This window comes from Streptomyces sp. NPDC002092 (assembly GCF_053593775.1).
Genome location: NZ_JBSFDG010000032.1, coordinates 1 through 26,089, shown reverse-complemented (window position 1 = coordinate 26,089; position 26,089 = coordinate 1). Strand labels below are relative to the sequence as shown.

Annotated in this window: 28 protein-coding genes and 2 pseudogenes; 16 read left to right on the top strand and 14 right to left on the bottom strand. The window is 69.1% G+C overall.

From position 1 onward, the window contains the following. The first annotated feature begins 24 nt into the window (after positions 1–24). Both ACWCRD_RS42330 and ACWCRD_RS42325 read left to right on the top strand, forming a co-directional pair. A pseudogene (locus ACWCRD_RS42330) lies at positions 25–316 on the top strand (hypothetical protein). 62 nt (positions 317–378) lie between these two features. Continuing rightward, positions 379–2,526, top strand: a complete 2,148-nt coding sequence (locus ACWCRD_RS42325) for an MMPL family transporter (protein ID WP_450971001.1) — start codon at positions 379–381, stop codon at positions 2,524–2,526. A gap of 38 nt (positions 2,527–2,564) precedes the next feature. Here ACWCRD_RS42325 and ACWCRD_RS42320 read toward each other — a convergent pair whose 3' ends face one another. The 3 genes from ACWCRD_RS42320 to ACWCRD_RS42310 all read right to left on the bottom strand — a co-directional run bounded on the left by ACWCRD_RS42320 (position 2,565) and on the right by ACWCRD_RS42310 (position 5,225). Further along, the gene (locus tag ACWCRD_RS42320) at positions 2,565–3,074 is read right to left on the bottom strand and encodes a hypothetical protein (RefSeq protein ID WP_450971000.1); all 510 of its coding nucleotides are present in this window, start codon (positions 3,072–3,074) and stop codon (positions 2,565–2,567) included. 151 nt (positions 3,075–3,225) lie between these two features. Further along, positions 3,226–4,563: an MFS transporter gene (locus ACWCRD_RS42315; RefSeq protein WP_450970999.1), complete on the bottom strand. Its 1,338-nt coding sequence runs from the start codon at positions 4,561–4,563 to the stop codon at positions 3,226–3,228. After that, the gene (locus tag ACWCRD_RS42310; RefSeq protein WP_450970998.1) at positions 4,560–5,225 is read right to left on the bottom strand and encodes an ArsR/SmtB family transcription factor; all 666 of its coding nucleotides are present in this window, start codon (positions 5,223–5,225) and stop codon (positions 4,560–4,562) included. Before ACWCRD_RS42310 ends, ACWCRD_RS42315 begins: the two co-directional genes overlap by 4 nt. A 186-nt stretch (positions 5,226–5,411) precedes the next feature. Between ACWCRD_RS42310 and ACWCRD_RS42305 the strand changes: the two genes are divergently transcribed. The 4 genes from ACWCRD_RS42305 (at position 5,412) to ACWCRD_RS42290 (ending at position 10,219) form a co-directional block, all read left to right on the top strand. Next, positions 5,412–6,977: a cellulose binding domain-containing protein gene (locus tag ACWCRD_RS42305; protein ID WP_450970997.1), complete on the top strand. Its 1,566-nt coding sequence runs from the start codon at positions 5,412–5,414 to the stop codon at positions 6,975–6,977. A 260-nt stretch (positions 6,978–7,237) separates the two neighbouring features. Next, the gene (locus ACWCRD_RS42300; RefSeq protein ID WP_450970996.1) at positions 7,238–8,467 is read left to right on the top strand and encodes an MFS transporter; all 1,230 of its coding nucleotides are present in this window, start codon (positions 7,238–7,240) and stop codon (positions 8,465–8,467) included. Positions 8,468–8,502: 35 nt separating this feature from the next. Beyond that, positions 8,503–9,054, top strand: coding sequence for a hypothetical protein (locus ACWCRD_RS42295; protein WP_450970995.1), 552 nt, complete (start codon positions 8,503–8,505; stop codon positions 9,052–9,054). 94 nt (positions 9,055–9,148) lie between these two features. Beyond that, complete coding sequence (locus ACWCRD_RS42290; protein ID WP_450970994.1) at positions 9,149–10,219, top strand: YihY/virulence factor BrkB family protein; 1,071 nt, start codon at positions 9,149–9,151, stop codon at positions 10,217–10,219. A 33-nt stretch (positions 10,220–10,252) separates the two neighbouring features. Here ACWCRD_RS42290 and ACWCRD_RS42285 read toward each other — a convergent pair whose 3' ends face one another. From ACWCRD_RS42285 to ACWCRD_RS42265, 5 genes are all read right to left on the bottom strand, one after another. Further along, complete coding sequence (locus tag ACWCRD_RS42285; protein WP_181922664.1) at positions 10,253–10,426, bottom strand: hypothetical protein; 174 nt, start codon at positions 10,424–10,426, stop codon at positions 10,253–10,255. Positions 10,427–10,464: 38 nt separating this feature from the next. Further along, a complete protein-coding gene (locus ACWCRD_RS42280; protein ID WP_450971025.1) occupies positions 10,465–10,821 on the bottom strand; it encodes a PRC-barrel domain-containing protein in 357 nt (118 codons plus the stop codon). Positions 10,822–10,889: 68 nt separating this feature from the next. Further along, entirely contained in the window at positions 10,890–11,327 is a 438-nt protein-coding gene (locus tag ACWCRD_RS42275; protein ID WP_450970993.1) for a VOC family protein, read from the bottom strand. 33 nt (positions 11,328–11,360) lie between these two features. Then, a complete protein-coding gene (locus ACWCRD_RS42270) occupies positions 11,361–11,795 on the bottom strand; it encodes a helix-turn-helix domain-containing protein (RefSeq protein ID WP_450970992.1) in 435 nt (144 codons plus the stop codon). 215 nt (positions 11,796–12,010) lie between these two features. After that, positions 12,011–12,520 (bottom strand): hypothetical protein, encoded by a 510-nt coding sequence (locus ACWCRD_RS42265; RefSeq protein WP_450970991.1) that lies wholly within the window; start codon positions 12,518–12,520, stop codon positions 12,011–12,013. 284 nt (positions 12,521–12,804) lie between these two features. On the opposite strand from ACWCRD_RS42265, the gene ACWCRD_RS42260 reads away from it, so the two are divergent. Further along, positions 12,805–13,497, top strand: coding sequence for a hypothetical protein (locus ACWCRD_RS42260; protein ID WP_450970990.1), 693 nt, complete (start codon positions 12,805–12,807; stop codon positions 13,495–13,497). A 279-nt stretch (positions 13,498–13,776) separates the two neighbouring features. Here the strand turns inward: ACWCRD_RS42260 and ACWCRD_RS42255 are convergent, their stop codons facing one another. Together ACWCRD_RS42255 and ACWCRD_RS42250 are read right to left on the bottom strand one after the other, a co-directional pair. Continuing rightward, complete coding sequence (locus ACWCRD_RS42255; RefSeq protein ID WP_450970989.1) at positions 13,777–14,430, bottom strand: hypothetical protein; 654 nt, start codon at positions 14,428–14,430, stop codon at positions 13,777–13,779. Positions 14,431–14,604: 174 nt separating this feature from the next. Then, positions 14,605–15,102 carry a DedA family protein gene (locus ACWCRD_RS42250; protein ID WP_450970988.1) on the bottom strand — a complete coding sequence of 166 codons (498 nt, stop codon included), beginning with the start codon at positions 15,100–15,102 and terminating at the stop codon, positions 14,605–14,607. A 199-nt stretch (positions 15,103–15,301) separates the two neighbouring features. Here ACWCRD_RS42250 and ACWCRD_RS42245 point away from each other — a divergent pair, with 199 nt between their 5' ends. Together ACWCRD_RS42245 and ACWCRD_RS42240 are read left to right on the top strand one after the other, a co-directional pair. Beyond that, positions 15,302–15,685: a class I SAM-dependent methyltransferase gene (locus tag ACWCRD_RS42245; RefSeq protein ID WP_450970987.1), complete on the top strand. Its 384-nt coding sequence runs from the start codon at positions 15,302–15,304 to the stop codon at positions 15,683–15,685. Next, positions 15,636–15,935, top strand: coding sequence for a hypothetical protein (locus tag ACWCRD_RS42240; protein WP_450971028.1), 300 nt, complete (start codon positions 15,636–15,638; stop codon positions 15,933–15,935). Before ACWCRD_RS42245 ends, ACWCRD_RS42240 begins: the two co-directional genes overlap by 50 nt. Before the next feature lie 156 nt (positions 15,936–16,091). Here ACWCRD_RS42240 and ACWCRD_RS42235 read toward each other — a convergent pair whose 3' ends face one another. Continuing rightward, positions 16,092–16,829, bottom strand: coding sequence for a dienelactone hydrolase family protein (locus tag ACWCRD_RS42235; protein ID WP_450970986.1), 738 nt, complete (start codon positions 16,827–16,829; stop codon positions 16,092–16,094). A gap of 315 nt (positions 16,830–17,144) precedes the next feature. Further along, a complete protein-coding gene (locus ACWCRD_RS42230; protein ID WP_450970985.1) occupies positions 17,145–17,735 on the bottom strand; it encodes a TetR/AcrR family transcriptional regulator in 591 nt (196 codons plus the stop codon). Positions 17,736–17,805: 70 nt separating this feature from the next. Here ACWCRD_RS42230 and ACWCRD_RS42225 point away from each other — a divergent pair, with 70 nt between their 5' ends. From ACWCRD_RS42225 to ACWCRD_RS42215, 3 genes are all read left to right on the top strand, one after another. Then, a complete protein-coding gene (locus tag ACWCRD_RS42225; protein ID WP_450971024.1) occupies positions 17,806–18,711 on the top strand; it encodes an SDR family oxidoreductase in 906 nt (301 codons plus the stop codon). Between the two features lie 92 nt (positions 18,712–18,803). Beyond that, on the top strand, positions 18,804–19,787 hold the full coding sequence (locus tag ACWCRD_RS42220; RefSeq protein ID WP_450970984.1) for an aldo/keto reductase: 984 nt from the start codon (positions 18,804–18,806) through the stop codon (positions 19,785–19,787). Positions 19,788–20,066: 279 nt separating this feature from the next. Next, positions 20,067–20,483: a hypothetical protein gene (locus ACWCRD_RS42215; RefSeq protein ID WP_450970983.1), complete on the top strand. Its 417-nt coding sequence runs from the start codon at positions 20,067–20,069 to the stop codon at positions 20,481–20,483. An 18-nt stretch (positions 20,484–20,501) separates the two neighbouring features. Here ACWCRD_RS42215 and ACWCRD_RS42210 read toward each other — a convergent pair. After that, a pseudogene (locus ACWCRD_RS42210) lies at positions 20,502–20,644 on the bottom strand (IS5/IS1182 family transposase); the annotation flags it as partial. A 420-nt stretch (positions 20,645–21,064) separates the two neighbouring features. Here ACWCRD_RS42210 and ACWCRD_RS42205 point away from each other — a divergent pair. Further along, complete coding sequence (locus ACWCRD_RS42205) at positions 21,065–21,898, top strand: PIG-L family deacetylase (RefSeq protein WP_450971023.1); 834 nt, start codon at positions 21,065–21,067, stop codon at positions 21,896–21,898. Positions 21,899–22,532: 634 nt separating this feature from the next. On the opposite strand, the gene ACWCRD_RS42200 is transcribed toward ACWCRD_RS42205, so the two are convergent. Further along, complete coding sequence (locus ACWCRD_RS42200; protein WP_450970982.1) at positions 22,533–22,898, bottom strand: VOC family protein; 366 nt, start codon at positions 22,896–22,898, stop codon at positions 22,533–22,535. A gap of 93 nt (positions 22,899–22,991) precedes the next feature. Between ACWCRD_RS42200 and ACWCRD_RS42195 the strand changes: the two genes are divergently transcribed. The 3 genes from ACWCRD_RS42195 to ACWCRD_RS42185 form a co-directional block, all read left to right on the top strand. Next, positions 22,992–23,957 (top strand): helix-turn-helix transcriptional regulator, encoded by a 966-nt coding sequence (locus ACWCRD_RS42195; RefSeq protein WP_450970981.1) that lies wholly within the window; start codon positions 22,992–22,994, stop codon positions 23,955–23,957. A gap of 111 nt (positions 23,958–24,068) precedes the next feature. Continuing rightward, positions 24,069–24,446 carry a VOC family protein gene (locus ACWCRD_RS42190; RefSeq protein WP_450970980.1) on the top strand — a complete coding sequence of 126 codons (378 nt, stop codon included), beginning with the start codon at positions 24,069–24,071 and terminating at the stop codon, positions 24,444–24,446. Positions 24,447–25,336: 890 nt separating this feature from the next. Continuing rightward, the coding region (locus tag ACWCRD_RS42185; protein ID WP_450970979.1) for a hypothetical protein at positions 25,337–26,089 on the top strand (753 nt) is incomplete at its 3' end.

Below are 26,089 nucleotides of genomic sequence, written 5' to 3'. Positions count from 1 at the left end.
CCCGCCCGGTGGGGAGGCCCGGCGATGAACGACACCTCACCGGACCGGACGGAACAGGAGCTGCGCGAGGCCCTCAGGCCTTGGCCGGCGGTGTGCAGGCCGCCCCCGACGCCTACCGCACGGCCCGCGCGACTGGCTGCGCCGCCTCGAGCCGGCCGCGCTGATCGCGGTGGTCTTCACCCTCGCCACCCCGATCGGCCTGTGGGTCCTCAACCAGACACCGACCCATCCCGGCGTGATCTTCTTCGGCGCGGGCAGCTCCCATGCTCTGGGCGACACGGCACTGGATCGCATCAAAAGTCATCGATTCACCTGATAGTGAATGAAGGGTGCATAGCGCTAGACTCCCGCAACCTACAACGTGGGGAGGGCCCGGGCATGCGGCGGTGGGCCGAGTTCGTTCTGCGGCATCGCAAGGCGGTTGTGGGGTTCTGGGGACTGGTGCTCGTCGCCGGCATCCTCCTGGCCGGCCGGACGACGGACCGGCTGACGATCGACTTCTCCCTGCCGGGCCAGCCCGGCACGGTGACAGCGCACCGCATCGAGCGCGCCTTCGGCAGCGGCGGTGACACGAACCCCTATCTGGTCTCGGTCACACTCCCCGCAGGGCAGACGGTCACCGGTCACGAGAGAGACGTCGGACGGGCGTTCACGGCCGCCGGCACAGCCGTCCCCGGCCTACGGGTGATCGACGAGGCGAACACCGGGGACAAGGCGTTCCGGACGAAGGACGACCGTACGTCCTACGCCCTGGTGTTCTACCGGTTCAACCCGTCCCCCAGCCAGAAGCTGCTGACGGATCCGATCCGGTCGGCTGCGCAGCACGCCGTGCCGGCGGGTTCTGCGATCGGCGTGACGGGGGAGGACGTGCTGGCCTCCGGCGGCGACAACGGCGGCGGGCCGGGCGTCCTCGGGGAGACCCTTCTCGGCGCCGTCGGCGCTCTGGCCGTACTCGCCTTCGTGTTCGCGTCCTTCCTGGCCCTGCTGCCGCTGGTGGTGGCCGCGGTGTCGATCCTCGCGACCTTCGTGATGCTGCTGCCGCTCACCTATGCGACCGATGTGTCGTTCATCGTGCAGTTCCTGGTCGCCCTCATCGGCCTGGGCGTGGCGATCGACTACTCGCTGCTGTTCGTCACCCGCTGGCGCGAGGAGCGCGACCGCGGCCGGGACAATCACGACGCGGTCGTCGTCGCGATGGAACGCGCCGGGCACGCGGTGCTGTTCAGCGGCGTCACCGTCGCGATCGGACTGCTGGCGCTGGTGGTCCTGCCGGTCCCGTTCATGCGGAGCATGGGCTACGGCGGGGCACTCATCCCGCTGGCCAGCGTGCTGACGACGCTCACGCTCACCCCGGCGATCCTGGGCGGTATCGGACCCAGGGTCGACTGGCCGAAGATCCGGCACGAGAACCGGGCCAGCCGCTTCTGGAGCCGGTGGACCACTGCTGTCGTACGGCGCCGCTGGATCGCCGCGGCCACGGCGCTGGCCGCACTCTTCGCCCTCACCGGCGTCTTCCTCGGCATCAAGATCGGTCTCGCCTCCTCCGAGTCACTGGCCATGAGCGGCCCGGCCTACGAGAGCCTGCAGACCCTGGAACGCGGCGGTGTGCCGACCGGCGCCCTGACCCCCATGGAGGTCCTGGTCCGCACCGACCAGGCCCGCACGGCCGCCGCCAAGCTCGCCGGCATCGACGGTGTGAGCAGCGTGTTCGTGCCGTCAGGACCGGCCGGCAACCGCGCCGGGCAGAGCATCGTCGTCGTCATCCCCGACCACGAGACCGTGAACTCCAAGAGCGTGGGCGTGGTCAAACGGGTCAAGAGCGCCGCGGACGGCCTGCCCGGCGTCCTCGGCGTCGCCGGCATCGGCGCGGCACAGATCGACTTCATGCACGCCGTCTACGGCAACTTCCCGCTGATGCTCACCATCATCGCGCTGCTGACGTACGTCCTGCTGGTGCGCGCCTTCCGCTCCCTGCTGCTGCCGCTCAAGGCTGTCCTGCTGAACCTGATCTCCCTGGCGGCGACCCTCGGCCTGATGGTGATCTTCTGGCAGGACGGTCACGGCTCCGACGCGGTCTTCGGCATCGCGGCCACCGGCGCGATCACCTTCTGGATCCCGCTGATGGTCTTCGCGTTCCTGTTCGGACTGTCCATGGACTACGAGGTGTTCATCCTCTCCCGCATCCGAGAGGAGTACGACACCGGCCGCTCCACCGACGCCGCCGTGATCGAGGGACTCGGCCGCACCGGCCGGCTGGTCACCAGCGCCGCTCTGATCCTCTTCCTCGCCTTCGCCGCGCTCGCCTCCGGTCCCGGCACTGATCTGAAGACGCTGGCGACAGGCCTTGGCATCGGCATCCTGCTGGATGCGACCATCGTGCGGATGCTGCTGGTTCCGTCGCTGGTTTCGCTGTTCGGCCCGTGGAACTGGCAGCTGCCGGGCTGGGCCGCCCGCCTGCTGCGGGTGGCACCGTCGTCTCCGCACCCGGAGACGGTGACGCCCGCGGCGCAGCAGCGCACGGGCTGAACCCCGGCGGAGCAGGCGGCCGCCGTGCCAGGGATCCTTCAGGCGTCCAGGTCGGCGGCCTGCTCGTCGCTGCACGCCGCGGCCTTGGCGGAGGGCCACTGGACCAACGAGATCATCCCCGTCACCCGGCGGATCAGATAGAAGGCCAGAGGCAGTTCGGCGAACACGGCCAGTGCCGCCGAGAGCCAGATCTCCGGGGTGCCGAAGGCGAGGGACACGTCGAACCATGCGTCGCAGATCAACAGCAGGGCCGTTGCGGCAGCCGCCACGATGACGGCGCGGTGCCGCAGCCACCCGAGAAGCGCGGTGGAGGCCATCGCGACCACGAGCAGGACGTCGAACCCCACCCAGGTGACGCGCCAGTGATGGACCTGGTACCCGGAGGGCAGGGTCGCTGCCAGCAGCACGGTCCAGGGGACGAGAGCGACGGCGCAGACGGTCAGCAGTTCCAGGGTGTGCCGCCGGTGCCGGCGTACCCGCTCGAGCAGATCGCTGTCCGGAGTCGGTGCGGCGGCCCGTATGCGGTTGCCGGTCTGTGTGTCGCTCATGCCGCCCGTTCCGTTCTCGCCTGTTCCTGGGTGACGCCGGTCGGGACTGTTGTGGCAGGCGTCCAGTGGTGCAACAGCAGTACTGCCGGATTAATGCCCGCCGCGAGGACGGCAGGGGCTGGTCGAGGAAGGGGCGCGCCCGCTGTCCATGTCATGGCGTGACGCTCGCGCTGCCGCGTGAAGCCTCGTCGTCGGCATGCGGCGTGACGACACCTCGTCCACCGCCACGGTCCATCTCGCGCCATTCGGGCCGCAGTCCCGTGAGGTTCGTTGTGAGGAAGTACACGGTCCCGCAGGCGAGCAGCACCGGCACGAGCCCGACGGAGGCCACCGCCGCCCCGGCGAGCAGTCCGCCGAGAGGGATACCGGCCCAGGCCAGCGAGTCACCGAGCGCGTTGACCCGCCCCAGCATCCGGCGCGGCACCCGTTCGAAGAGGACGGCCCCCAGCACCGGATTGAGGAAGCCTGACCCGAACCCACTGACCGCGAAGACGGCCAGCACCGCGCCAAAGGGGGCATCGACGGCGAGGATCAGGAATCTCGGTGCCCCGGCCAGCAGGAACCCCGTGAAGAACACCGCCCTGCGGGGCAGCCGGTGGGCGGCCACTGCGGCGATCAGGCTCCCCCCGACTGCCGCCGCTCCCATCACGCTGCCCGTCAGGCCGATGGCAGTCGGCCCGTTGCCGGACGCTTTGGCCCAGACGGGCATGAGCACCGTGGCGAACGCGGCATCCAGCAGATTGGTGATCCCCACCATGACGATCACGGTGAGCAGCAACGGTTCGCCGCGCAGGAAGGTGAGGCCCGCGCCGAACCGCTGCCAGTAGCCCGATCCCGCCTCCCCGGCCTGCGAGGAACCCGCTTCCACCGCATGCCCCATGCCTCGGGGCAGGGCCAATGCGATGATCACCGATCCGAGGGCAAAGCAGCCCGCGTTGGCGACGAGCCCGGTCAGCGGGCCCAGCAGCGCCACGAGGGAGCCGCCGGCCGCCGGGCCGATGGTGGAGGCGAGCCTCTCGGTCACGCCCGAAAGACCGGTTGCCCGTTCCAGCGGCACCCTGCCGCGCTCTGCCGCTTCCGGGACCATGACCTGCTTGGCCAGGTCGCCAGGGCCGCGGGCGGCGCCGATCACCGCGACCAGAGCCGGCAGGAGCGGAAAGGACAGCAGGTGCAGGGCGTGCAGCAGGGGAACCGCGGCGGCGGCCGTTGCACTGGCCAGATCCGTGGTCCAGGACACGGTCCGCGGCCCGATCCGGTCCACCAGCGGCCCGGTCAACGCCTTGACCAGCACATAGGGAGCCATCTCACAGAAGGCCACCAGCCCGGTCCGGGTGGCGCTGCCGGTCGTGACGAGAACGAACCAGGGCAGGGCCACCGCCGAGATCCGGGTCCCGGTCAGTGACACGGCCATGGCCGCCAGCACGCCGCCCAGCGGCCGTAAGGACCGGTTGCCGGATATGCCCTCGGCGTCCAGGACGTCGCCCGTCATGACGCCTGCGTTCCCGTGGCTTCTCCGCGGCCGGAACGGGCGCGTGGCACGGCGGGCGCATCCAGCTCGGGCAGAAGGTGCGTGACCACTGACACCCGCTCGGCACCCTCGGGGGCGTCCGCTGCCGCCTCCGGCGTGTCCCGGCGGTAGCGGGCGATGACATCCCTCAGCTCCTGACGCAGGGTGTCGGCCTCCTCGGGTGTGAGCCGCAGGGCCCAGTCGCTCATGTCGAAGCTGTCCCGCCAGGCACGCGGCATCGTCTGCAGCTCGTTCAGCGTCCGCTGGGCACGCAGGGTGTAGATGGCGGCGACGGACTGCAGGTAGGCCAGGGCGGCCTCGGGCTCTCGGTCGGCCAGCTCCCGGTCGCTGAACTCCGTCATCTGATGCACCGATCGCCACCAGCGCTCTCGTGCGTTGCCGCGTTCCGTGTCCTCCTCGACGAAACCGGCCGCGCCGAGCTGACGCAGGTGATAGCTGGCGGTCCCGGAGTTGACGCCCAGCCGCTCCGCGAGACGGGTGGCCGTCGACGGCCCGTACTTCCGCAGCAGCCCGACCAGGTGCACACGCACCGGGTGAGCCAGGGCGCGCAGGCCCTTGGCGTCCAGAACCACTGCGTCTGCCGCGACTTGTGGGCCTTCCGGCCCTGCGCCTATGTCTGCCATGTCACGCACTCTAAACCGCAAAGAGTTCTTCGCAAAGGGTCCTTCGCGAAGAACTCTTTGTGATTCTGCCCCAGTTGGGCTTGACGGCCCGGCTCTCGCTCGATATGTACATGCCAGAGGATTGGTATGGACCAACTCTGCGGCTTTACGCGTCACCCGGCGCCCACCCCCCAGTGGAGGCAGCACATGCGAAGACCATCGGTACTTCTCACCCTGTTCACCGGGCTGCTCCTCCTGATCCTGGCCCCGCCCGCCTCCGCCGCGGGCACACCCGACGCCGCCTTCTCCAAGACGTCGGCGTGGGACGGCGGTTACCAGGGCGCGTACACCATCACGAACGCCGGCAGCACCACCCTGTCCGGCTGGAGCGTCGAGTTCGACCTGCCCTCCGGCACCACCGTCGGCTCGTACTGGGACGCACTGCTCACCCAGAGCGGCAACCACTACACCTTCAAGAACCGTGAGTACAACGGCACCCTGGCGCCGGGCGCGTCCGCTTCCTTCGGATGGGTGTCCAACGGCACCGGCACGCCCACCGGCTGCAAGCTCAACGGCGCTTCCTGCACGGGTGGTTCGAGCACCGACACCACACCGCCCAGTGTCCCGGCCGCTGTGACCGTCGGCTCCGCGACCGCCTCCTCCCTGACCGTGCGCTGGAGCGCCGCCACCGACGACTCCGGATCCGTCGCCGGTTACGAGATCTCGCGCGACGGCGGCACGCCCGTCACCGTGACCGGCACCTCCTACACTGCCACCGGCCTGCAGGCCGCCACGAGCTACGCCTTCCGCGTGCGGGCCCGCGACGCCGCCGGCAACGTGTCCGCCTACTCCGCAGCCGTCAGCGGTACGACCTCCGCCGGCGGACAGCCGCCGAGCGGCGGCCTGTTCACCGCCCCGTACATCGACATGGGGGCGTGGCCCACGCCGAGCATGCCCGACATGGCCTCGGCGAGCGGCGTGAAGAACTACACGATGGCCTTCATCACCGCCTCCGGCTGCAAGGCGATGTGGTTCAACGCCTACGACCCGCGTAACGGCTGGGCCAAGGACCAGATCGACGCCATCCGGGCCGCCGGCGGAGACGTCAAGGTCTCCTTCGGCGGCGCCAGCGGCATCGAACTGGCCCAGGCCTGCGGCTCGGTGGACGCCCTGTACGCCGAGTACAACGCGGTGGTGACCGCCTACGGCCTGAAGTACGTCGACTTCGACATCGAAGGCGCGGCCACCGCGGACCCGGCCTCCGTCGCCCGCCGCTCCCAGGCCCTGGCGCGCCTGCAGCAGGCCCACCCAGGGCTGCGGATCTCGCTGACGCTGCCCGTCCTGCCGGAGGGGCTGACCTCGGACGGCCTGAACGTGGTGCAGTCGGCGCGCGACGCCGGAGTCGACCTCGACGTGGTGAACGTCATGGCCATGGACTACTACCGCAGCGTCGACTACGGCGACGCCGCCGTCCAGGCCGCACAGAGCACCTTCACCCAGCTGAAGTCGCTCTACCCGAGCAGGACCGACGCCCGGCTCTGGGCGATGGTCGGAGTGACTCCGATGCTCGGACAGAACGACGACGGCCACATCTACGACCAGGCCGACGCCCGCCGGCTGGTCTCCTTCGCCCAGGGCAAGCACCTGGGAGAGCTCGCCTTCTGGGAGGCCACCCGGGACCGCAACGCCTGCACGGGCGCGCTCTACCAGTGCACCAACATCCCCCAGTCCCCCTATGAGTTCGCGAAGATCTTCGCCGCCTACACCGGCTGAGGCTGCGTCCGCGCCCGCCTCCGGGCGGGCGCGGACGGCTTGATCGACGCAACGGTGCCATGACGTAGATCACGTCAGGCTGCGGCCCGATCTTGGAATGCGCGGTCTCCTGCCGCTGCTGCACTGTTCATGGGCTCGCCCTGTTTGGGGGTGCGCAGGGCAATGGTGCTCGACGCGGCCGACCGTGGGATCTGGACGACCTCGGCGGTTCTCCGCTCCCTCGTCCCCGCACTGCTTGCGCTGAAAGGTTCACCCGCACCATGCCTCTGGCTCTGCTGGCCCTGGCTGTCGTCGCCTTCGGTATCGGCACCACCGAATTCGCCACGATGGGGCTGCTGCCCCAGATCGCCGACGGCGTCGGTGTGTCGGTGCCCCACGCCGGCAATCTCGTATCGGCATACGCGCTCGGTGTCGTCGTCGGCGCCCCGGTCCTGACCGGCATCGGGGCACGCATACCGCACAAACGGCTCCTGCTGTTCCTGTCGGGGCTGTTCGTGGTCGGCAACATCGCCTCCGCACTCGCACCCGACTTCGGTCTGCTGTTCGCCGCACGTTTCCTGGCCGGGCTGCCGCACGGCGCCTTGTTCGGTGTCGGCGCGGTCGTCGCCTCCCGGCTGGTCGCCCCCGAGCGAGCCGCCCGCGCCGTCTCCAGGATGTTTCTCGGACTGACCGTCGCGAACATTGTCGGCGTGCCGGCCGGCACCGCTCTCGGTCAGCAGTTCGGCTGGCGGTCCGCCTACGGTGCCGTCGCCGTCATCGGGCTCGTGGCTGTCGCCGCGCTGGCCCTCTTCGTCCCCCACCAGCCCCGAGGCAGCCAGTCCGGAATCCGGCACGAGTTGCGGGCGATGGGCAACACGCAGGTCGCGATCGGCCTTGCCACCGCCGTGGTGGGGTTCGGCGGATTCTTCGCCGTCTACAGCTACCTGGTGCCGATGCTGACGCACGTCACGGGCATCTCCGACTCCTCGACCACCCTGGTCCTCGCGCTGTACGGCGTCGGCATGACTCTCGGCACACTGATCGCAGGCCCCCTCACGGACCGCGCCCTGCGCCCGACGCTCCACGGGGGCCTCGCCCTGCTCGCCGCAGCGCTGGTGACCTTCTACTTCACCGTCCACAGCACCCTCCCCGCCCTGGCGACGATCACCTTCATCGGTGCGATGGGCGCCTTCGTCACCACGCCCGTCCAGATGCTCCTCATGGCCAAGGCGAAGAACGCGCCGACGATGGCCGCGGCCTCCAACCACTCCGCCTTCAACCTGGCCAACGCGGGTGGCGCCTGGCTCGGGGGACTGGCCATCTCGGCGGGCTGGGGCTGGGCTTCCCCGAGCCTCGTCGGCGCCGCCCTCGCGGTGGCCGGCCTCGGCCTCGCTTTCACGGGCGGCCTCATGGACCGGGGCGGCCGACGCTCCGAGGTGATCACTTCCTCCGCCGCGGAAGCCTCGACGGAAACGGAACACGCCACGGCGGCCGGCAACAGTGAGCCGTAAGCAACTCCCAGAGGCTCACTTTTGTCCTCTTTCCCATGGTTCACCTCGGGGAGGCCGCCTTCTATCGGGAAGTGGCGGAACGGTTGCGCCACCAGGACATCGGCTTCGAGGCGTTCGGACGGCCCGTGGTGTGCCCCGACATGAGCGGTGCGCAATTCCAGGAAGAGTTCCGGCGGCTGCCCCTGAAGGAACGCACGATGGTCGCCGCGGTCGTGCCGGCCGTGACAGCCGGCATGCGGCTGCTGGGGACGCGTCGCCGGCTCGCCCGGCACCTCGCGGTGGAGGACCTGATGAGCGAGGCCGGGGAGGCCGTGGCGGACTTGTGGCCGGGTCTGGACGACCTGGTTCTCCGGTGCCGCGACCGCTTGCTCGCCAAGGCCCTGACCGACTTCGACCGGGGTTGTTCGGGACGGACCGGCCCGTTCACCATCGCCGTCGTCTACGGCGCCGGGCACGTGCGCGCCGCCTCCGACACCCTGACCGGCCTCGGCTGCCACGCCGCGGACGCCGAGTGGATCACCGTATTCACCCTGGACCCACCCGACAGATCCAGGCCTGGAGCCGAGAAGAACGGGCCCGTGAGCTGATCGACCGGCCACGGCGGGATGCCGACCTCCATGATCTCGGCTCGCGGCGGGCGGGTGTCGGCTTGAGCGGGCGCCCTGGGGATACCCGGCGAGTATGACCAGGCTGCATCTTCCAGGCCGGAAACACCAGCACGGCCCCGACGAGGCCCCACCACCCCGGACGCCGGTGCCGTCGCCGGAGGAGGCAGGACCGGACCGGCAGGTCGAACGGGCTGCCCCGGACTCACCGACGAAGCTGCCGAAGGGGGCCTGGCGCGCCGTGCTCAAAGGCAGCCTGAAGGAGTTCAAGGACGACGAGCTGGCGGACCGGGCCGCGGCGCTGACCTACTACGGCGTGCTGTCCTTGTTCCCGGCCCTCCTGGTGCTGGTGTCCCTGCTGGGGATCACCGGCAAGTCGGCCACCGACAAGGTCCTGAGCAACATCAGGCAATTGGCTCCCGGCTCGGCACGCGACATCATCACGCGGGCCGTCGAACAGCTGCAGAACAACGCCGGGACCGGCTCGGTGATGGCCCTGGTCGGCATCGTGCTGGCGGTGTGGTCGGCATCCGGGTACGTGGGCGCCTTCATTCGTGCTGCGAACGCCGTCTACGACATGCCGGAGGGCCGACCGGTGTGGAAGGTCCTGCCGGTGCGCGTCGGCGTGACCGTGGTGCTCATGGTGCTGGCGGTGATGAGCGCGCTGATCGTGGTCTTCACCGGTGGGCTGGCCCGCCAGACCGGGCAGGCGCTGGGGATCGGGGACACCGCGCTGACGGTGTGGTCGATCGCCAAGTGGCCCGTTCTGGTGTTGCTGGTCACGATCATGATCGCGATCCTGTACTGGGCCACCCCGAACGCCAAGGTCAAGGGTTTCCGGTGGATCACGCCGGGAAGCCTGCTGGCCCTGCTGATCTGGCTGGCGGCCTCCGCCGGATTTGCGTTCTACGTCGCCAACTTCGCCTCGTACAACAAGACCTACGGCACCATGGCAGGCGTCATCGTCTTCCTCGTCTGGTTGTGGATCAGCAACCTCGCGATCCTTCTGGGCCTGGAGTTCGATGCCGAGAGCGTGCGGCAGCGGGCCATCGCCGGCGGGCTTCCGCCCGAGGCCGAGCCCTACACGCAGCCGCGCGACACCCGGACCTGGGACGAGGAGGACATGCGCCGCCTGGGCGACATCTGACCACCAGGCGGCGCTCGCCTGCAGCTGGCGCGGTCAGCGCGCCAGGCGGTGCTTTCTGCCGCCCCGGCGGAAGCGCACGGCGCCGTACGTGAGGTCGGCGAGCAGCACGACGGCGCCGATGATCAGCAGATAGAACAGACCGTGCGCGGCGAATCCGATGATGCCCAGAACGAGGGCGACGAGGACGAGGAACAGAAAGAGACTCATCGGCGCTCCAGTGGCGTCATCGCCTTCTCGGCGGCGGCTCAGCGACGGGCCAGACGGCGTTCGCCGCCTGCTCCCGGGGCGTAGTCGAGTTCGTAGTGCGCGAAGATCTCCGGCTCGTCCGTGGCAGGCAACTCGCCGTCGGTGTCGATCGCGGGAGCCTTCTTCACCAGGTCCTTGGGATGAGCGATCTTGAGATAGCCCGGCCCGACGGTCGCACCGGAGAGCGGCACGAAAACCAGGCGCCGACGGGTGGGAAGACCCACGGCCACCGTCGCGAAGAAGGGCTGGTCGGTCGCGGTGTCGACGTAGACGGCCTCCAGGGTGCCGATCTTGTGACCGCCGGGGTCGACCACGCCGTGACCACGCCATTCACGAATGTCGCCTGCCTCGAACATCATGGACCTCCACCTGAGGTGTACCCCTGATCGTGTCCCTGATGTCCCCGCCGACAGCCGCGGCGTGTTCAGTGCCGTTCCGGATCGAATTCCAGTACTTGTGTGAGCCGGATGTTGTTGCCCGAGGGATCGCGGAAGGACGTGTCGATTCCATACGGCTGCACGGTCGGCGGGTCGTTGAACTCGACCCCGCGGGCGGACAGCTCGTCATAGGCGGCCTTGCAGTCGTCGGTCTCCAGGAACAGCGTGCCGCCCGCACCCTTGGCCACCAGATCGGACAGCTGGGCACTGCTCGTCTCATCCAGCATCGGCTGCCCCGGTACGGGCATCAGCACCAGCGCCGGGCCGTTTCCGCCGGGCGGAGCGACACACAACCAGCGGAAGCTCCACGCCTCCATGGTCACGTCCGCCCTGACCTCCCAGCCGAGCTTGGTGGTGTAGAAGTCGAGCGCCTCGTCCTGGTCGTGCACCCAGAACTGAGCATTGGCTATCTTGATCGTGGCCATGGCCGCTCCTTGGTCGATTTCCTGGGAACGACGCTAGGCAGTCGCCGATGTCGTGTCTTCTCGAAACGTGCGGTGCTGCGGCCGTGCATAGGCCATTGCCACACAGCGGGGGATGCGCACATGCCGTGCGGCGGGCGGATGAGCCGCCCGGTAGGCCTGCGGGGTCGTCCCGTACATCCGGCGGAAACTCGTCGTGAACGAGCCGATGCTCTGTGCGCCGACGGCGACCCCGACCGCGGCCACCGTCCAGTCGGTCGCGAGCAGCAGCGCCGCGGCCCGTTCGAGGCGGCGGGTCAGCAGATACTGGTGCGGCGACTCGCCGAACGCGGCCTTGAAGCAGCGGCTGAAGTGGGCGGGGGACAGCGCGGCGGCCGCCGCCATGCCGGCGACCGTGAGCGGCTCGCCGTAGCGAGCGTCCGCGAGATCCTTGGCACGCAGCAGATGACGACCGATCGGGACGTGGACCACACGACCTATTGTGCGGTCAGCGGTAGGTCGCTGCGGCGGGAGAAGGTTGCCGAGGCGCCGATGACTTCTTCGACGGCCTGGCCGGCGGGGCCCGTGCCCAATGCGTCCGGGCCGAGGTCCGGAAGCGGGCAGGGCGGCGACCTCACGGAAGCGGCGGGATCATCACCGGTCGGATGGGCTGTGTCACCAGTCGGCGGCGCTTCCGGGGGCGCGTATCAGCCCACCGTTGTGAGGACCTGTCCGGTGGGGCGGGTGCCGTCATAGGCGTAGATGTGCACCTTGGCAGGGGTGCCGGGCCGCGTCGGGACGAGGGAGAGGGCGACGATGCGGCCGTCGCCGTCCTTCGCCGTCCTGCGGACGCGCACCGAGGAGGCCGGAGAGACAACGACCGTACGGCCGTGGGAGCAGTCGGAGGAGACGGAGACGACGCGGGGCGGCGGACCGCTCGCGTCCCGGGCGGTCGTGGCGGGGAGCCGGTCGCCGGCCGGAGCGGACGGCATTCCGCGGGTGTAGGCGTTGAGCTGGGTCGTGCCAATGCCCTCGGCGCCGCTCCAGAAGGTGACCCCGCACAGCTTGAGCGGGGGCGCGCCGCTGCGGACGTCCGGCTGCGAACAGCCGGTCGCTCCCACGGCCAGGACGGCGAGGAGGGCCAAAACGATGGCGAGCCATGCGCCGCCGGCCTGGGGCAGGCGGGGACGGTGTCGGCGGTGCGGAGGTCGGGACATGGACGTCACCTCATAGTGGGGTGCCGAGTTGGGGCGTCAGCGCGCTGATCAGCGGTGCGCCGCCCGGCCCTGCCCGGCTCAGCCGGTGCGGTCGCTGCTGAAGCTGATGGTGCAGTCGGTCATCTGATGCGTGTCGGACGGGCCGGTGTGGAACCCGGAGGTGAAGTCGGAGTCGCTTTCCGCGTCACCCCTCCTCAGACGGCGGAGACGCCGAAATCGTTCAGCGGTGGTGGAGCCGGAAGTGCCGGTACCGTCTGGGTGATCGAGCCGCAGTCATAGCGCTGTTGCCGCTCGATGTGCGGCGTGTCGGGCCTGAAGCGGAGGCGGAGTTGAGCGTCATGGGTGTGTGGGTCATCGGGACGCTGCCTGACCAGAAGACAAAGGAGCTGTTGCAAGCAGCGGTTCAGGCTTCGCTGCCGACACCGATGCCGGCGCACGCTGATGTCGCCGGCGAACTGGCTTGGTGGCGGAGCACGGCACGGGAGTCTCTGTTCAGCGCGTCCAAGACCTCTCCCGGCAGTTGGGTCGCTCACGAAGACGCCTTCCGGCTGAGCACGTTTTTCGACAACTGCTATGACGACTCCGATGCGGTGGAGGCGCTGGGCAACGCTGTTATGGACCAGTTCCCGCCCAAGGAAGACGAGGGTCTGTTCGCCACCGCGGCACGCAAAGCAAGCCCCTTCTCGGCCTTGGCCTACGCACTGGGTCCCGATGCGGTGCTGCGGCTACCGGGCTGGTTCGGGGACTTCCTCCTACATGCCGAGGAGGTTCGCGCCCGGCTCCCTGCGGCTGAGGAGGCCCTTGCCCTGACCGGAGCCCAGCGGCGTGATGCAGTCGAGCGGATCCACCGGTGGATGACCGGTCTGGGGGACGATCCCGACCACGACGCCGAGGGGCTCCTGGACGGCCCCCTGCGCGTTCTCCGCCACGCTGTCCGCACCGGGCAGGGCGCGGCCGGCCTTGTCCGCTGGTACTGACGTAGGGAACGCTTCATTGACGTGCCCCTCACGGACCTGTGCCGGCCCGCCTGCCCGAGAGGTCGCAGGTACATTCACGACAGACAGGCTTCCGCCACACTTCCGCAGGTGGGAGACATCTATGGCACAAGGGGCATCGGCCCGGCGTCGGACGGGCATCGTGGGCGTTCTGGTCGGAGCGACTTCCTCACGTACAACGCTCAGCGGGCGTACGCCGGTGGCGGTACAGCTGGCCGCGCCGGGCCGACATCAGGGCTGGGCGCTGCCACCCCGGCCCGGTTACTTCGCTTCCTCAGACTGAGCCTCCGCCTGCTGCTGCGATGAGGTCGGAGCGGTCTGCGTGGGCCGGCCCTTGTCAGGGGCGACGTAGTAGACGGAGCTGCCCTGCTTGGTGCGCTGGGCCTGGCCCCTGGCGACGAGGTTTTCCAGGGTGGTGCGCACCACAGTGTTCTTGATCCCGCGCTCGGGGTGGGCCTGGTCGAGGGCAGCGGCGACCTCGGCCGTGGAGCGCGGTTCGCTCTGCCCGGCGAGGTGTTGGCGGATCAGTTCGACCAGCGAGGGCTGTGTCGTTTGCGTAGCTGTGACCGGGGCCTTGCCGGCCGGCTTCCGCGTTCGTGCGCGGCTGGGCGCAGTGTTGGATTTTTTGGCGCGGGCGGTGCCACTCGACGGCGCGGCAGCCTTTTTGCGCGGAGCGGGCACGGCGGCTTGTTCGGGCGCGGTGGCAGGCTTGTCGGGGCGGAGAGTGATGCCGAGTGCCTGCTGCATGTTCGTCAGCACGGTGTGGTCGTGCTGCAGCGTGCTCAACTGCTCCTGCAGCGCGGCGATTTCTCCGCTGATGCGTTCCTGCTCTTTGAGGTTGCGCTCGAGGTCGCTGGTGACCTGGGCGGCGTATTGCGAGGTCAGTTCCGTCGAAGTGGTGGTGTTCTCGGGCATGATGCCGACCTTTCCTTGAGGCCGCGGCCGAAACGGACCTGTGGCGGCCGCAGCGAGCCCGGGGGAGTGGCCCCCGTGTGCTGCACGACGACATGGGCGGCACCGCAGCACAGGGCGTGGCGTGTAGAGATAGTACGGACAGAGGGAGCAGATTGTTCCGCACGGCAACCGCGGTCAGTTGTCCGAGTGGTGTACCAGGGACGCTGCACTACGCCACAGCAGCGCGCCGCCGACTGCGGTCAGAGCGAGCAGCGCCAGAATGGGGCCGCCGATGGTGAGGACACGCTGCAGTGAGGTCGCGGCCGCGTATCCGGCACCCACTTCGGCTGTCGCCCACAGGAAGGCTGCCAAGACGCTGTAGGGAGCGATGCGCCGGTAGGGCAGGCGAGTGGCGCCCGCGAAGTGCGGGGCGAGGGTGCGCACCACAGGCATGAAGCGGGCCATGAGAACCGCCCGGCCTCCGTGGCGCGTCATGAGTGTCTCGGCCCGTTTCCAGGCGGCACTTCGGGATGCGACGCCCTGCGCCGCCTGCGAGCAGCCGACCGCCCATGAGCCGGCCCGTGCGGTGAGCGAGGAAGTCCCCTGCCACCACGGCTGCGACCGCGGTTCGCGCTCCAGGCGGGGGTCGCGCATCCGCTCCTGACCGCCGGCGCGCTGACCCGTACGGGCCACATCAGCCTGCCCCTTGTGATCGCCGGGATATTCCCAGAACCATGATGGACAGATCCGGGATGCTTGCGTCCGGCCACGTTCCTGGGCCGGGCTGCCCTATGTCATGGTGGCCGCGTGGACAGTCAGGTGAGATTCGACCCCGACCTCTACCGGGGGACGGCCGGACTACGAGCAGTTTCGGCTGCCCTACCCCGACGCGATGATCGCCGACCTCGCACGCCGAGCCGCTTTCTCAGGGCGCGGACGCCTGCCGGATCTGGCCTGCGGCACCGGCCAACTCACCTTCCCCCTGCGTGACCGGTTCACGGACGTGTGGGCCGCCGAACCAGGCATGACCGAGGTGGTCCGCGCCAAGGCAGACGCCGTCGGGGCGGACCACGTCCGGACGGTCACCGCCCGTGCCGAAGATCTGGATGCAGAGCCGGGCGCCTTCGAGCTGATCGTCATCGGCAATGCTTCTCACCGGCTCAACCGCTCCTTGATGGCCCAGCGCGCGCCTACACCTGGCTCAGGCCCGGCGGCTGCCTCGCGTTGTGCTGGTCGACCTCGCCCTGCAAGCACGGCAGCAGGACCCAGACCATGAAGTACTGTCCCGAGCCGGCTTCGAGGTGGCCGGACGCCACGAGTTCGGGGTGGAGCACCACTGGACGCTTCCCGAACTCGCCGGCCACATCCGATCCACCTCGTTCCTACCGTCCTCAGTGCTCGCCGAGCATGCCTCAGAATTCGACGCCGACCTCATTGCCGAACCAAGCCGCCACACGACCAACGGCCGCCTCGCCGAAACGGTCGACTTCGCCTACGAACTGGCCCGCGGCTCAGCTCCCGCATGACTGTCAGGCCAGCACCTGGACGCGAGCTTGGGCAGCACACGAGCACTGCAGAAGCCGAGCAGTTCATGGCCCTGGGCAGCGCGGGCCTCCACCTGGTTGGCAGAGGCCCGCGCCCCCACAAGGCCTACCGTCCGATGCTGGCCTGGCGGCCCGGCTTCACTTCAGGTGCCGGTTGAAGAACCGGGCCGCGGCTTCGCCCGCGGACTGCGGGACGCCGGTGTGCCCGCCCATATTGGCGTGCAGAGACTTCTCTTTGGAGCCGAAGGCGTCGAACAGGTCCAGGGCCGCCTGCCGGTCGTTCCCCTCGTCGTCCCACTGCAGTAGTACGTGCAGCGGAATGGTGACCCGGCGGGCCTCCTCGAACATGGCGCGAGGCACGAAACTCCCGGCGAAGAAAGCGGCGGCCACGATCCGCGGCTCGACCGCCGCGAGGCGCACCCCGATGGAGATCACTCCCCCCGAGTATCCGACCGGACCGCCGACCTCCGGCAGTGACAGAAGGGCGTCCAGTGTGGCCCGCCATTCCGGGACCGCTCTGTCGACGAGCGGGAGGATGAGGGCGTCGATGATCTCGTCGCCGACCGGCTCGCCGGCTTCCATGGCCCGGCGCAGGTCGGCACGGGCCTGCTCGGCGGCGGCCCAACGGGGCCGCTCACCGCTCCCGGGGAGCTCGATGGTGGCCGCGGCGAAGCCATCCGCCACGCAGTGCCGGGCCCGCGCCACCAGCCGGGGGTACATCCTGCGCTGCCCGCCGGGGTGGCCGAGCAGGATCAGCGGCGTCGGTGCGGAGGCGGATGTGGGCGTCCACAGGATGCCGGGGATCTCGCCGAGGGTGAATTCGCGTTCCAGGACACCGTCGTCGAGGCGCTGTTCGGAAGTGAAGTGAAGGGTCATGGTCGTGCCTTTCGGGAGTGCGCTTGAACGGCGCTCCCGGACGACCTATCGCCCGACCGTGACCCCTAAGGAGAGCACCCATGTCGATTCGTTCACGGGTACCACCTCCTCGTTCTCTCGCACGGCCTCCGCGAAAGTAGCAGGGGGCGCCGTGGTCCGCCAAACGGTTTTCTTGTGCGGCACCATGCTCCAGACGGCCAGAATTGATGCCTCGTCAGCTCGTTGCGCGACTCCTGCGGGAACCGTCGTGCCGCTGGAGTGGCCGGTTCCGATCCTTGTCGCGGAGGGTTACTGCCTGCCCCGGCCGGAGCCGGGTCATGAGCTGGGCGTCGGTCCGTCCGCTCCGTAGCGGAGACCGTCGAGGAGGAGGTCGAGGAGGCGGCCGGCCCGTTCGCGTTGGTCGGGAGCGCTGGTGATCAGCGCGACGCCGGCCAGGCTGAAGCCGACGTCGAAGGGGTCGATGTCCGGGCGCAGCAGACCGGTGTCGGCGCCGGCGCGCAGCAGGGTGCCGAGGGCGGTGCCGAGCTTGTCGAGGGTCTCGGCGAAGGGGTCCGCACCCGATGCGACCGCGGCCCGCAGGGCGTCCGCCATGCCCTGCTTGGCAGTCAGGTAGTCGATGAAGTCGTCCATCCACAGCCGCATCGCCCGGTCGGGCGGGTTGTCGGCGAGCAGCTTCGCGGCGCTGTCGCAGACACGGGCCAGCTCGTTGCGATAAGTCGCCTCGATGAGCGCCTCGCGGGTGGGGAAGTGGCGGTAGAGGGTGGCCGAGCCGACGCCCGCGGCCTTGGCGATGGTGTCGATCGCGACGTCCGGGCCCTTCTCGGAGAAGGCGCGCACGGCCGCTTCGAGGATTCGCTCCCGGTTGCGGCGGGCGTCGGCGCGCAACACGCTCGGCTTGCTGGTCAAGGCTGCTCCCTTCCTCGGGGGCCAGTCTAGCTGGACAACCGGGGAGTTCCCCGCTTACCGTTGCAGATAACTGGGGAACTCCCCGGTTACGGGTGTCGGCCCGTCGCGCTCCCAGGCAAGGAAGACCGTTATGACCACCCCGAAGACAGTTCTGATCACCGGTACGTCCTCCGGCATCGGCCTGGCCGCCGCCGTCGGCACCGCCCGGGCGGGCTGGACGACCATCGCCACCATGCGCGACATCGGCAAGGCCGATGCCCTGCTCAAGGCCGCCGCGGAGGCGGGTGTCGCGGACCGGATCCAGATCAAGCACCTGGACGTGACCGACTCCGCCGGCATCACCGCCTGTCTGGACGAGGTCGTCGCCGAGCACGGCCGCCTGGACGCGCTGGTCAACAACGCCGGCGCCGCCCAGGTCGGCACCATCGAGCAGAGCAGCGTCGACGACGTCCGCGCGGCCATGGAGGTCAACTTCTTCGGTGTGGTGGCGGTGACCCGGGCCGCCCTGCCGCACCTGCGTGCGTCGAAGGGCCGGCTGATCACCGTCACCAGCGTCGGCGGCGTCGTCGGCCAGCCCTTCAACGAGGCGTACTGCGCGGCCAAGTTCGCCGTCGAGGGCTTCATGCAGTCCCTCGCGCCGGTCGCCGCCACCGTCGGCGTCGATGTCACCGTGGTCGAGCCGGGCGCGGTGGCGAGCGAGTTCGTCGCCAACCTCGGCCTGGACGTCCCGGCGCTGCTCGCCGCCGCCGGTCCCTACAGCCCCGCGCTTGAGGCCTACCTCACCCGCACCCGGCAGTCGTTCGGCAACGCCCAGACCCCGGCCGAGGCAGCCGCCCCGATCGTCGAGGCCCTGACCGCCGCCCGCCCGCCCTTCCGTATCCAGACCTCGCAGTGGGCCCGCGACTTCGTCGCCACCACCCTCGCCGACCTCGACGGTTCCGCCGTCCAGACCCTCACCGGCACCTGGGTGCGCTGACCGCCTCGCCCGCGACCGGGTCGGGGGCGCGCGGCCGCACCACCAGCCAGTCACACGCCGCGGGAAGACCCGCAACAGCAAGGAAGATCACCATGGAACGCCGCACCCTCGGCAGCCAGGGCCTGACCGTGTCCGCCCAAGGACTCGGCTGCATGGGCATGAGCGCCTTCTACGGCAGCACGGACGAGGCCGAGTCCCTCGCCACCATCGACCGCGCCCTGGAACTGGGCGTGACCCTGCTGGACACCGCCGAAGGCTACGGCCCGTTCATCAACGAACAACTCCTCGGCAGTGCCCTCGCCGGCCGCCGCGAGCGGGCCGTCGTCGCCACCAAGACGGGCATCGAGTTCACCGACGACGGCACACTCGTCGGCCACAACGGGCGCCCCGAGTACATCCGGCGTTCCCTGGACCGCTCCCTGCGCCACCTGGAGACCGATCATGTCGACCTCTACTACCTGCACCGGGTCGACCCGCAGGTGCCGATCGAGGAGACCGTCGGCGCCATGGGCGACATGGTTGCCGCCGGCAAGGTCCGCTGCATCGGCCTGTCCGAGGTCGCCCCGCAGACCATCCGCCGCGCCCACTCCGTCCACCCGATCACGGCGGTCCAGACCGAGTACTCGCTCTTCGAGCGCGGCATCGAGGGCGACGGGGTCATGGCCACCCTGAACGAGCTCGGGATCGGCCTGGTCGCCTACTCGCCACTGGGACGCGGATTCCTCTCCGGTGCGATCACCAGCCCGGACGACTTCGCCGCCGACGACTTCCGCCGTACCGACCCGCGCTTCCAGGGCGAGAACTTCGCCCGCAACCTTGCTGTGGTCGACGAGGTCCGCCGTATCGCCGCCGACAAGCAGGTCTCGCCGTCCCAGCTGGCTCTTGCCTGGGTGCTGCACCGGGGCGCGGTCGCCATCCCCGGCACCAAGCGCCGCCGCTACCTGGAGGAGAACATCGCGGCCACCGCCGTCACGATCAACGATGAGGACGTGGCCGCCATCGAAGCCGTCGCCCCACAGGGCATCGTCTCCGGCGACCGCTACGCCCCCGAGCTGATGCAGAACCTCAACGGCTGACCCCCAGGCCATGCCGGCGAAGGCAGCCCGGACGACCCCCAACGGCGGGTGCCCAGCGGCTCGCGCCATCGGTCGCCGGCGATGTGCACTGCTGGTCTGGCCGCCCCTGGAGCGTTCGAGCAAGGCGGCCTTGAGCCGGAGCCAAGGGCTGTCCCGTGAGTGCTGACCCGTCAGGCGAATGGTTCGACGTGTGACACTGTCGGCATGCGGTGGGGTGCTTTCGGGCGTGGGAGGCGGGCTCCGCTTGCGGTTGCGACGGGGTCCCTGGGGGTGGCATTGGTGGGAGGCTGCTCGCTGGCCGGCGAGATCTCGGACGCTGCACGAATCGACGCCTCGCCCGTGCGGGTCCACGGCGTCGTCGACCGTGTGGTGCAGGTCAGGGGCGGGAGCGAAATCCGGGTGTCCTACCAGGTTGACGGTCAGCGGTTCGCCACCGAGGACCTCCCGCTGGGACGCGGGGCCGGGTCGACCGATCCCGCGGTCGGCACGGTGGTTTGCCTCGAAGCCGCCGTGGAGCACCCGGAGACGGTGCGGCTGTGCGAGCAGGAGTATCCAGGCGGCGACAACATGATTCCCACAGAAGGCCTGGTGGTGTTGGCGGGCGCAACAGGCGCCCTGATGTCCGCCGGCTGGATCGTGGCGGTCGCCCGGCAGGAGAAGCGTGAACGGGAAAGATCATCGCGGGAAAGCCTTTAGGCGGGTCATTGTGCTCGGCCCGCCGCGTGAACGACCGAGGGCTTCATCCCGCGGTGTTGGACGGGCCGGGTGCGCTCACCGTGTTTACGTGGTGCCTGCTTGCGAGCGCCGGTGGCGTGCTGGTGGGCGCGGCACACAGTGGCGGCCACACTCGCCATGGATCAGTCGATCCGGACCACCACCAGCCGCATCCGCCCCGCAGCCTGGCAGAGACGCCCGCGCACACCCGGACCCACACCGCACTGGGCTCCTCGAGGTCCGCGGCCTGCAGCGCGCCTGGGTACGGGTGCTCACCCTGACCAGCGGGTGTCGATGGGGACCGGTTGCGGCGTGGTGCTGTGATGTGCGGGTCGCGCTGGTGACTCGTTCGCGCTGAACGCCGACGTCTGGATCGCCGAAGGGCCGCGGCGGGAACAGCCGGTCCGGTCGGCACGGTTGTATCGCCGAGGGGCCAAAGCTGCAGGGGTGGGGAACACAGACGCCGCAAGGTCGTCCGCCCACCGGGACCCGGGCCTCAGAACGCGGCCCGCCTGCCGTGCTACTTGGACCAAGACGACGTATTTCTGCTGAAGGAGTGTTTCATGACTGACCGGCGCTTGACCCTCATGGCAGTACACGCCCACCCCGACGACGAGGCCACCGGAACCGGAGGGGTCCTTGCGCGGTATGCGGCGGAAGGCATCCGCACGGTTCTGGTGACGTGTACCGACGGCGGTTGTGGTGACGGACCGGGAGGTGTGAAGCCGGGCGAGCCCGGGCACGATCCGGCGGCGGTCGCTTTGATGCGTCGTCAGGAACTCGAGGCGAGTTGTGATGTGCTGAAGGTCAGCGATCTGGAGATGCTGGGTTATGCCGACTCCGGGATGATGGGCTGGCCGAGCAACGATGCGCCCGGCTCCTTCTGGCGGACCCCCGTGCAGGAAGGCGCGGCCCGCCTTGCGGAACTCATGCGGCACTACCGGCCTGATGTGGTCGTCACCTATGACGAGAACGGCTTCTACGGCCACCCCGACCACATCCAGGCCCACCGCATCACCATGGCGGCGCTGGAGATGACCGAGCTGACACCGAAGGTGTACTGGACCACGGCGCCGCGCTCGATGATGCAGCAGTTCGGCGAGATCATGCGCGAGTTCGGTGAGGGCATGCCGGAGCCGGATCCTGCCGAGGCCGCCGCGCTGGCGGAGATCGGCCTTCCCGACGATGAGATCACCACGTGGGTGGACACGACCGGGTTCAGCGGCCAGAAGTTCGACGCGCTGGCCGCGCACGCCAGTCAGGGCGAGAACATCTTCTTCCTCAAGATGGGCAAGGAGAGGTTCGGCGCGTTGATGGGCACGGAGACCTTCGTACGTGTCCAGGACGCCACCGGCGCGACCGTACCCGAGAACGATCTCTTCGCCGGACTGCGCTGATCCGCCCGTCCGACCGGCCGGGACAGCGCATTGATCGGCCTGGCGTGATCGAGCGGGTCACACCCCGGCGGCTGGTCCGCACGATTTCCGCTCCGGCAGCCCGCGTCCCGGCCCCCGCTACGGGCTGGCCCGGCTGTGGCGGATCAAGAGCGGGCCGACTCGGTGATGTCGACCGCCGTCGGGCCCCGCGCTGGGGCCAGCCGGCGAGTGACGTCAGGCGGAACTGCTGACGTCGTCGAAGCCGGTGGAGGACGACAGCTCGGCCCATGCCGGCATGTCGCGCTCGAAGGCGTGGCGTGCGGCCTTGACGAGCCGAAGCGCGTCGGCGCCGAGCAGCAGGCGTGCCAGGCGGCTGCTCGGCCGCCACGATGCGCAGCTCCGCGGCGGCGGCAGGCTGATGGCCGCCGCCGTGGATGAGCCCGGCGCGAAGCGGCGCGAACGGCTCGTCGTAGTCGGCGATCACACGTGGAGCGCGGATCACCGAGCGGCCGGCCCAGCCGGTCCGGAAACTGCCCGGCTCGACGGCGGTGACATGGATGGAGCGGCGTTTGCCGAGGCCGAGCCGGGATCGTCCTCTCGAAGGCAGACGACGGCAGGCATGACACCTTCGTGCGCGCCCGCCGCATTACGGCTTTCAGCCCCGCGGTGCGACGCGGATACGGTTCCCGTCAGGATCGGCGGCGAGGAAGGTCAGCCCGAACCCCGCATCATGCGGCTCGCGCAGGATCCTGACACCCTTGGACTTCCACTGCTCAAAGGTCGCGTTGATCTCGTCGGGTCCACCGTCGATGGCCAGGCACACCTCACCGGTGCGCGGGACGTCCGGTGACAGACCCTCGAACTGGCCGGACCACAGACCGAGGTCAGCGCCTGGCCCGAGGTCGAAGGTGATGTATCCCGAAGTCTCGAACGAGGGGCTCATCCCGAGGAGGTCGCCGTAGAAACGAGCTGCGGCGGGAGCGTCGTTCACGTAGACGATGGACACGACGGATGTGGTCATGGTCGTTCCTTCTGACAGGTGGTAGGCACGTATGCAGCAGCCTGACCGGGATATGCGCCGCATCGTGTCGCAAATTCCTGAAAAAATTGGTGGGTGACCCCAGATCGCTTCTTCACCCTGATGCTGCTCCTCGCATCGAGGGAGGCCGTGACCACACAGGAACTCGCCTCAGCGCTCGGGGTGTCCCTTCGAACCATCACCCGGGATCTGAACTGGCTCCGCGACGCCGGCCTGCCGGTGACCGCGCACCGGGGCCGCCTCGGAGGCGTGACCATGCTGCCCGGATCCGGACTCGACCTCACGCGACTCACACCGGACGAGCGTGATCATCTGTCGCTCGCCGGGCTGGATGAGAAGCAACGTGTAGAGCTCAACGCATCGGCCGAAAGCCGGCGGGCGCTCTCCAAGATCGCCGCTACACAGCCACCTCGAGTTCATGGGCTCGTGCCGCTCACCGACGTAGTGCACGTGGACAGCCGTCCCTGGCGTGAGGCACGAGCTTTCGGCACGACTCCGGCTTCGCTGATCGGCGCGGTGCGGCGAGGTCGCCGGCTACGGATCGAGTACGACAGCCCACACGAGTCATGCCCACGCGACCTGGTCGTGGATCCCTACGGGCTGTTCGCCAAGGCCGGCATCTGGTACCTCGTGGCCGACTGCGCCCGAGTGCCACGGATGTACCGACTCGAACGGATCACGACGTGGAAAGAAGTCGACCAGCCACGACGGATCCGCGAGAGCCAGACTCTGGCCACCGCCGCTGCAGCGCTCGTTGCTCAGTGGGAACACAACCATGTGATAGAGGTCAGCGCCACCATAGACCAGACCCAGATCGAGCGAGCGCAACGGATCTTTGGCCTACGACTCGTCCGGGACGCCCCTGAAGAATCCGCCACCGGCCACAAGGTAACGATCCGCTTCCTGCGTCTGGAGGACGTGCGAGCACTACTGCCGTTCGGGAGCGCCATCACTGTGCACGGCCCTACCGAAGCCAGGGCCCACCTGCGCGACCTCGCCACCAATCTTGCCCATCACTATGCGCCGTCATCAACGTCCTGACCCGCAACAACGGGGGCTGTATCTTCGATCGTGCCCAGAGCCTGGTGAGGCGGTTGGCGTCGAGGCTGGCCGCCTCTGGACTGTGGGATGCATTCATGATCGGCTTGGGACATGGGTTCTTTGATACGCCATGTCACTGTCGATGCAGCAGACCCGTTCGTTCTAGCGGGCTTTTGGGCCCAGGTTCTGGACGGCTCGCTCGGCGATGACGACTTTCCCGGGGATCCGGAAGCCGTGGTCACGACGGCTGCCGCCACCTTGCTGTTCGTCAGGGTCGATGACCGCAAGGCGGTGAAGAACCGGGTGCATCTGGATCTCCAACCCCAGGACCGCACCAGGGATGAGGAGGTCGAGCGCTTGCTCTTGCTCGGTGCCACGCTTCAGGGCGACCACCGACGGCCCGACGGCACCGGGTGGGTGACGCTGCATGACCCCGAGGGCAACGAATTCTGTGTGGAACGCAGCGCCGAGGAGCTGGCGAACGGTTGATCTCCTGTTGCCTGATTACGTCTGTCAGGTTCGGAGCCAGATGATCAGCGCAGCAGCGGTTACGTGCCCGGGGTAGGCGTAGCCGCGCTTGTCATGACGGATAGCCATGGCTCCGAACTGCTTTCGCGCTTGATCGCCCGTTCCACCGAGTTCCGAGCCCGCAGCGGGACTTGACGAAGCCGGCGCGGTGGCCTGCGCGTGAACCGCGCTTGCGACGGCCAGTCCGGTGGCCGCCCTTCTCCGGGATCACGTGCTGGATGCGCACCGCCGTTGATACTTGCGGATCTTGCTGTTGCGCCAGGCGTTGCCGGCCGCGACGGGTGCAATCCGCGCGCTGTCCCGGCGTGATGACCCACGACAGTGGGCGGCAATTCCCGTCCGCACTCAGATGCAGCGTTGTGGCCAGCCCACCGAAGGAACCGCCCAAAGCCCGCGAATACTCAAGCCGACGCACCACACCGTCCCGCGCGATCCACACCGCAGCCGAAAGACCACCAAGACCCCGTCCGCCGAAGACGCGCACAAGCAGCACCACCGCCCGGCTCCAAGTCGGTCGGCATGCGCGGTGTGGTCGCGGGCGGCAGTCACGTCGTCTGGAGTGGTGTGGCTCCTCAGGGACGATTCCTTGTTGGGGTTCTCGGGCGCGTGTCGTGGTGCGGCCCTGATGTCTTTGACCGCCCTGGGCGTTGGGTCCGGCCTGGCCTCCTGGCCAGGCCCCCAGGGCCCCCAGGGCGGTCACAAGGCCCCTCGTCATAGGTCTCCCATCTCGGCGGTGGGATCTACGCCCATGTTCGATCCTCGCTGTGTGAGAGGTCTCGACGTCTTTGTGGAGGACCCCGGTAGGATGCGGCGCTCAATTCAACAGTGATCAAGCATGGAGGGGGCGCGGGATGCTATTGACGTGCCGGATTTGTCGGCAGCGTGGAATTGCCTTTGACGGGATCAAAGGACTGTGTCCGGACTGTCAGCAGAAGAGCGACGAGGCGAAGCCCCCTCAGCGTCGCGGGCGCAACGACAAGGCGGCGTTGCTGGTCCAGTCCAAGGTGAGTCCCGGGCGGGTCTCGCTGTCGGGCCCACTGCTTGTGGTGCTGGCTGCAGCCGCGGTCGCCGTCGTCAGCGAGGCAGTGCGGTTCTTCGCCGAGCGCACGCGGGCCCATGAATGGGCCTTGGCCGCCGCTCACCGTGGCTATGACCAGCAGGCTTTGCACGGCGCACTCCAGACGCTCAACACCACGAGCATGTTGCGCTTCGTCGCTTTCATGGCCGTTTTGTATGCGTACCAGCGGTGGGTGCGTGCCGGCCACGCGAACGCCATGTCACGCACCGACATCGGGCTGGGATGGCTCAGGGCTCTGCCCGGCGGCCGCGGAGTCGTCTGGACCTACGGCGCGTGGTTCCTGTCGGTTTTCGCCGCGGTCTACGTCTCTTTCGTGGTCAACTCCGACCTGCGAACGCCTGGCGATTACGAAACCGCGGCGGACGTCGACGCCGGCTACAGCCTGGTCCGCATAGCCCTGGCCGTCCTGCTGAGCGTGTTCGTCGTGCAGTTGAGGGGCCTCGCGCTTTCCGGACAGGCTTCTGACCGTTTATTTCACGCGGCGATTCGCAACTTCTCGTACTCGGCATGGACTTCGCGCGGAGGG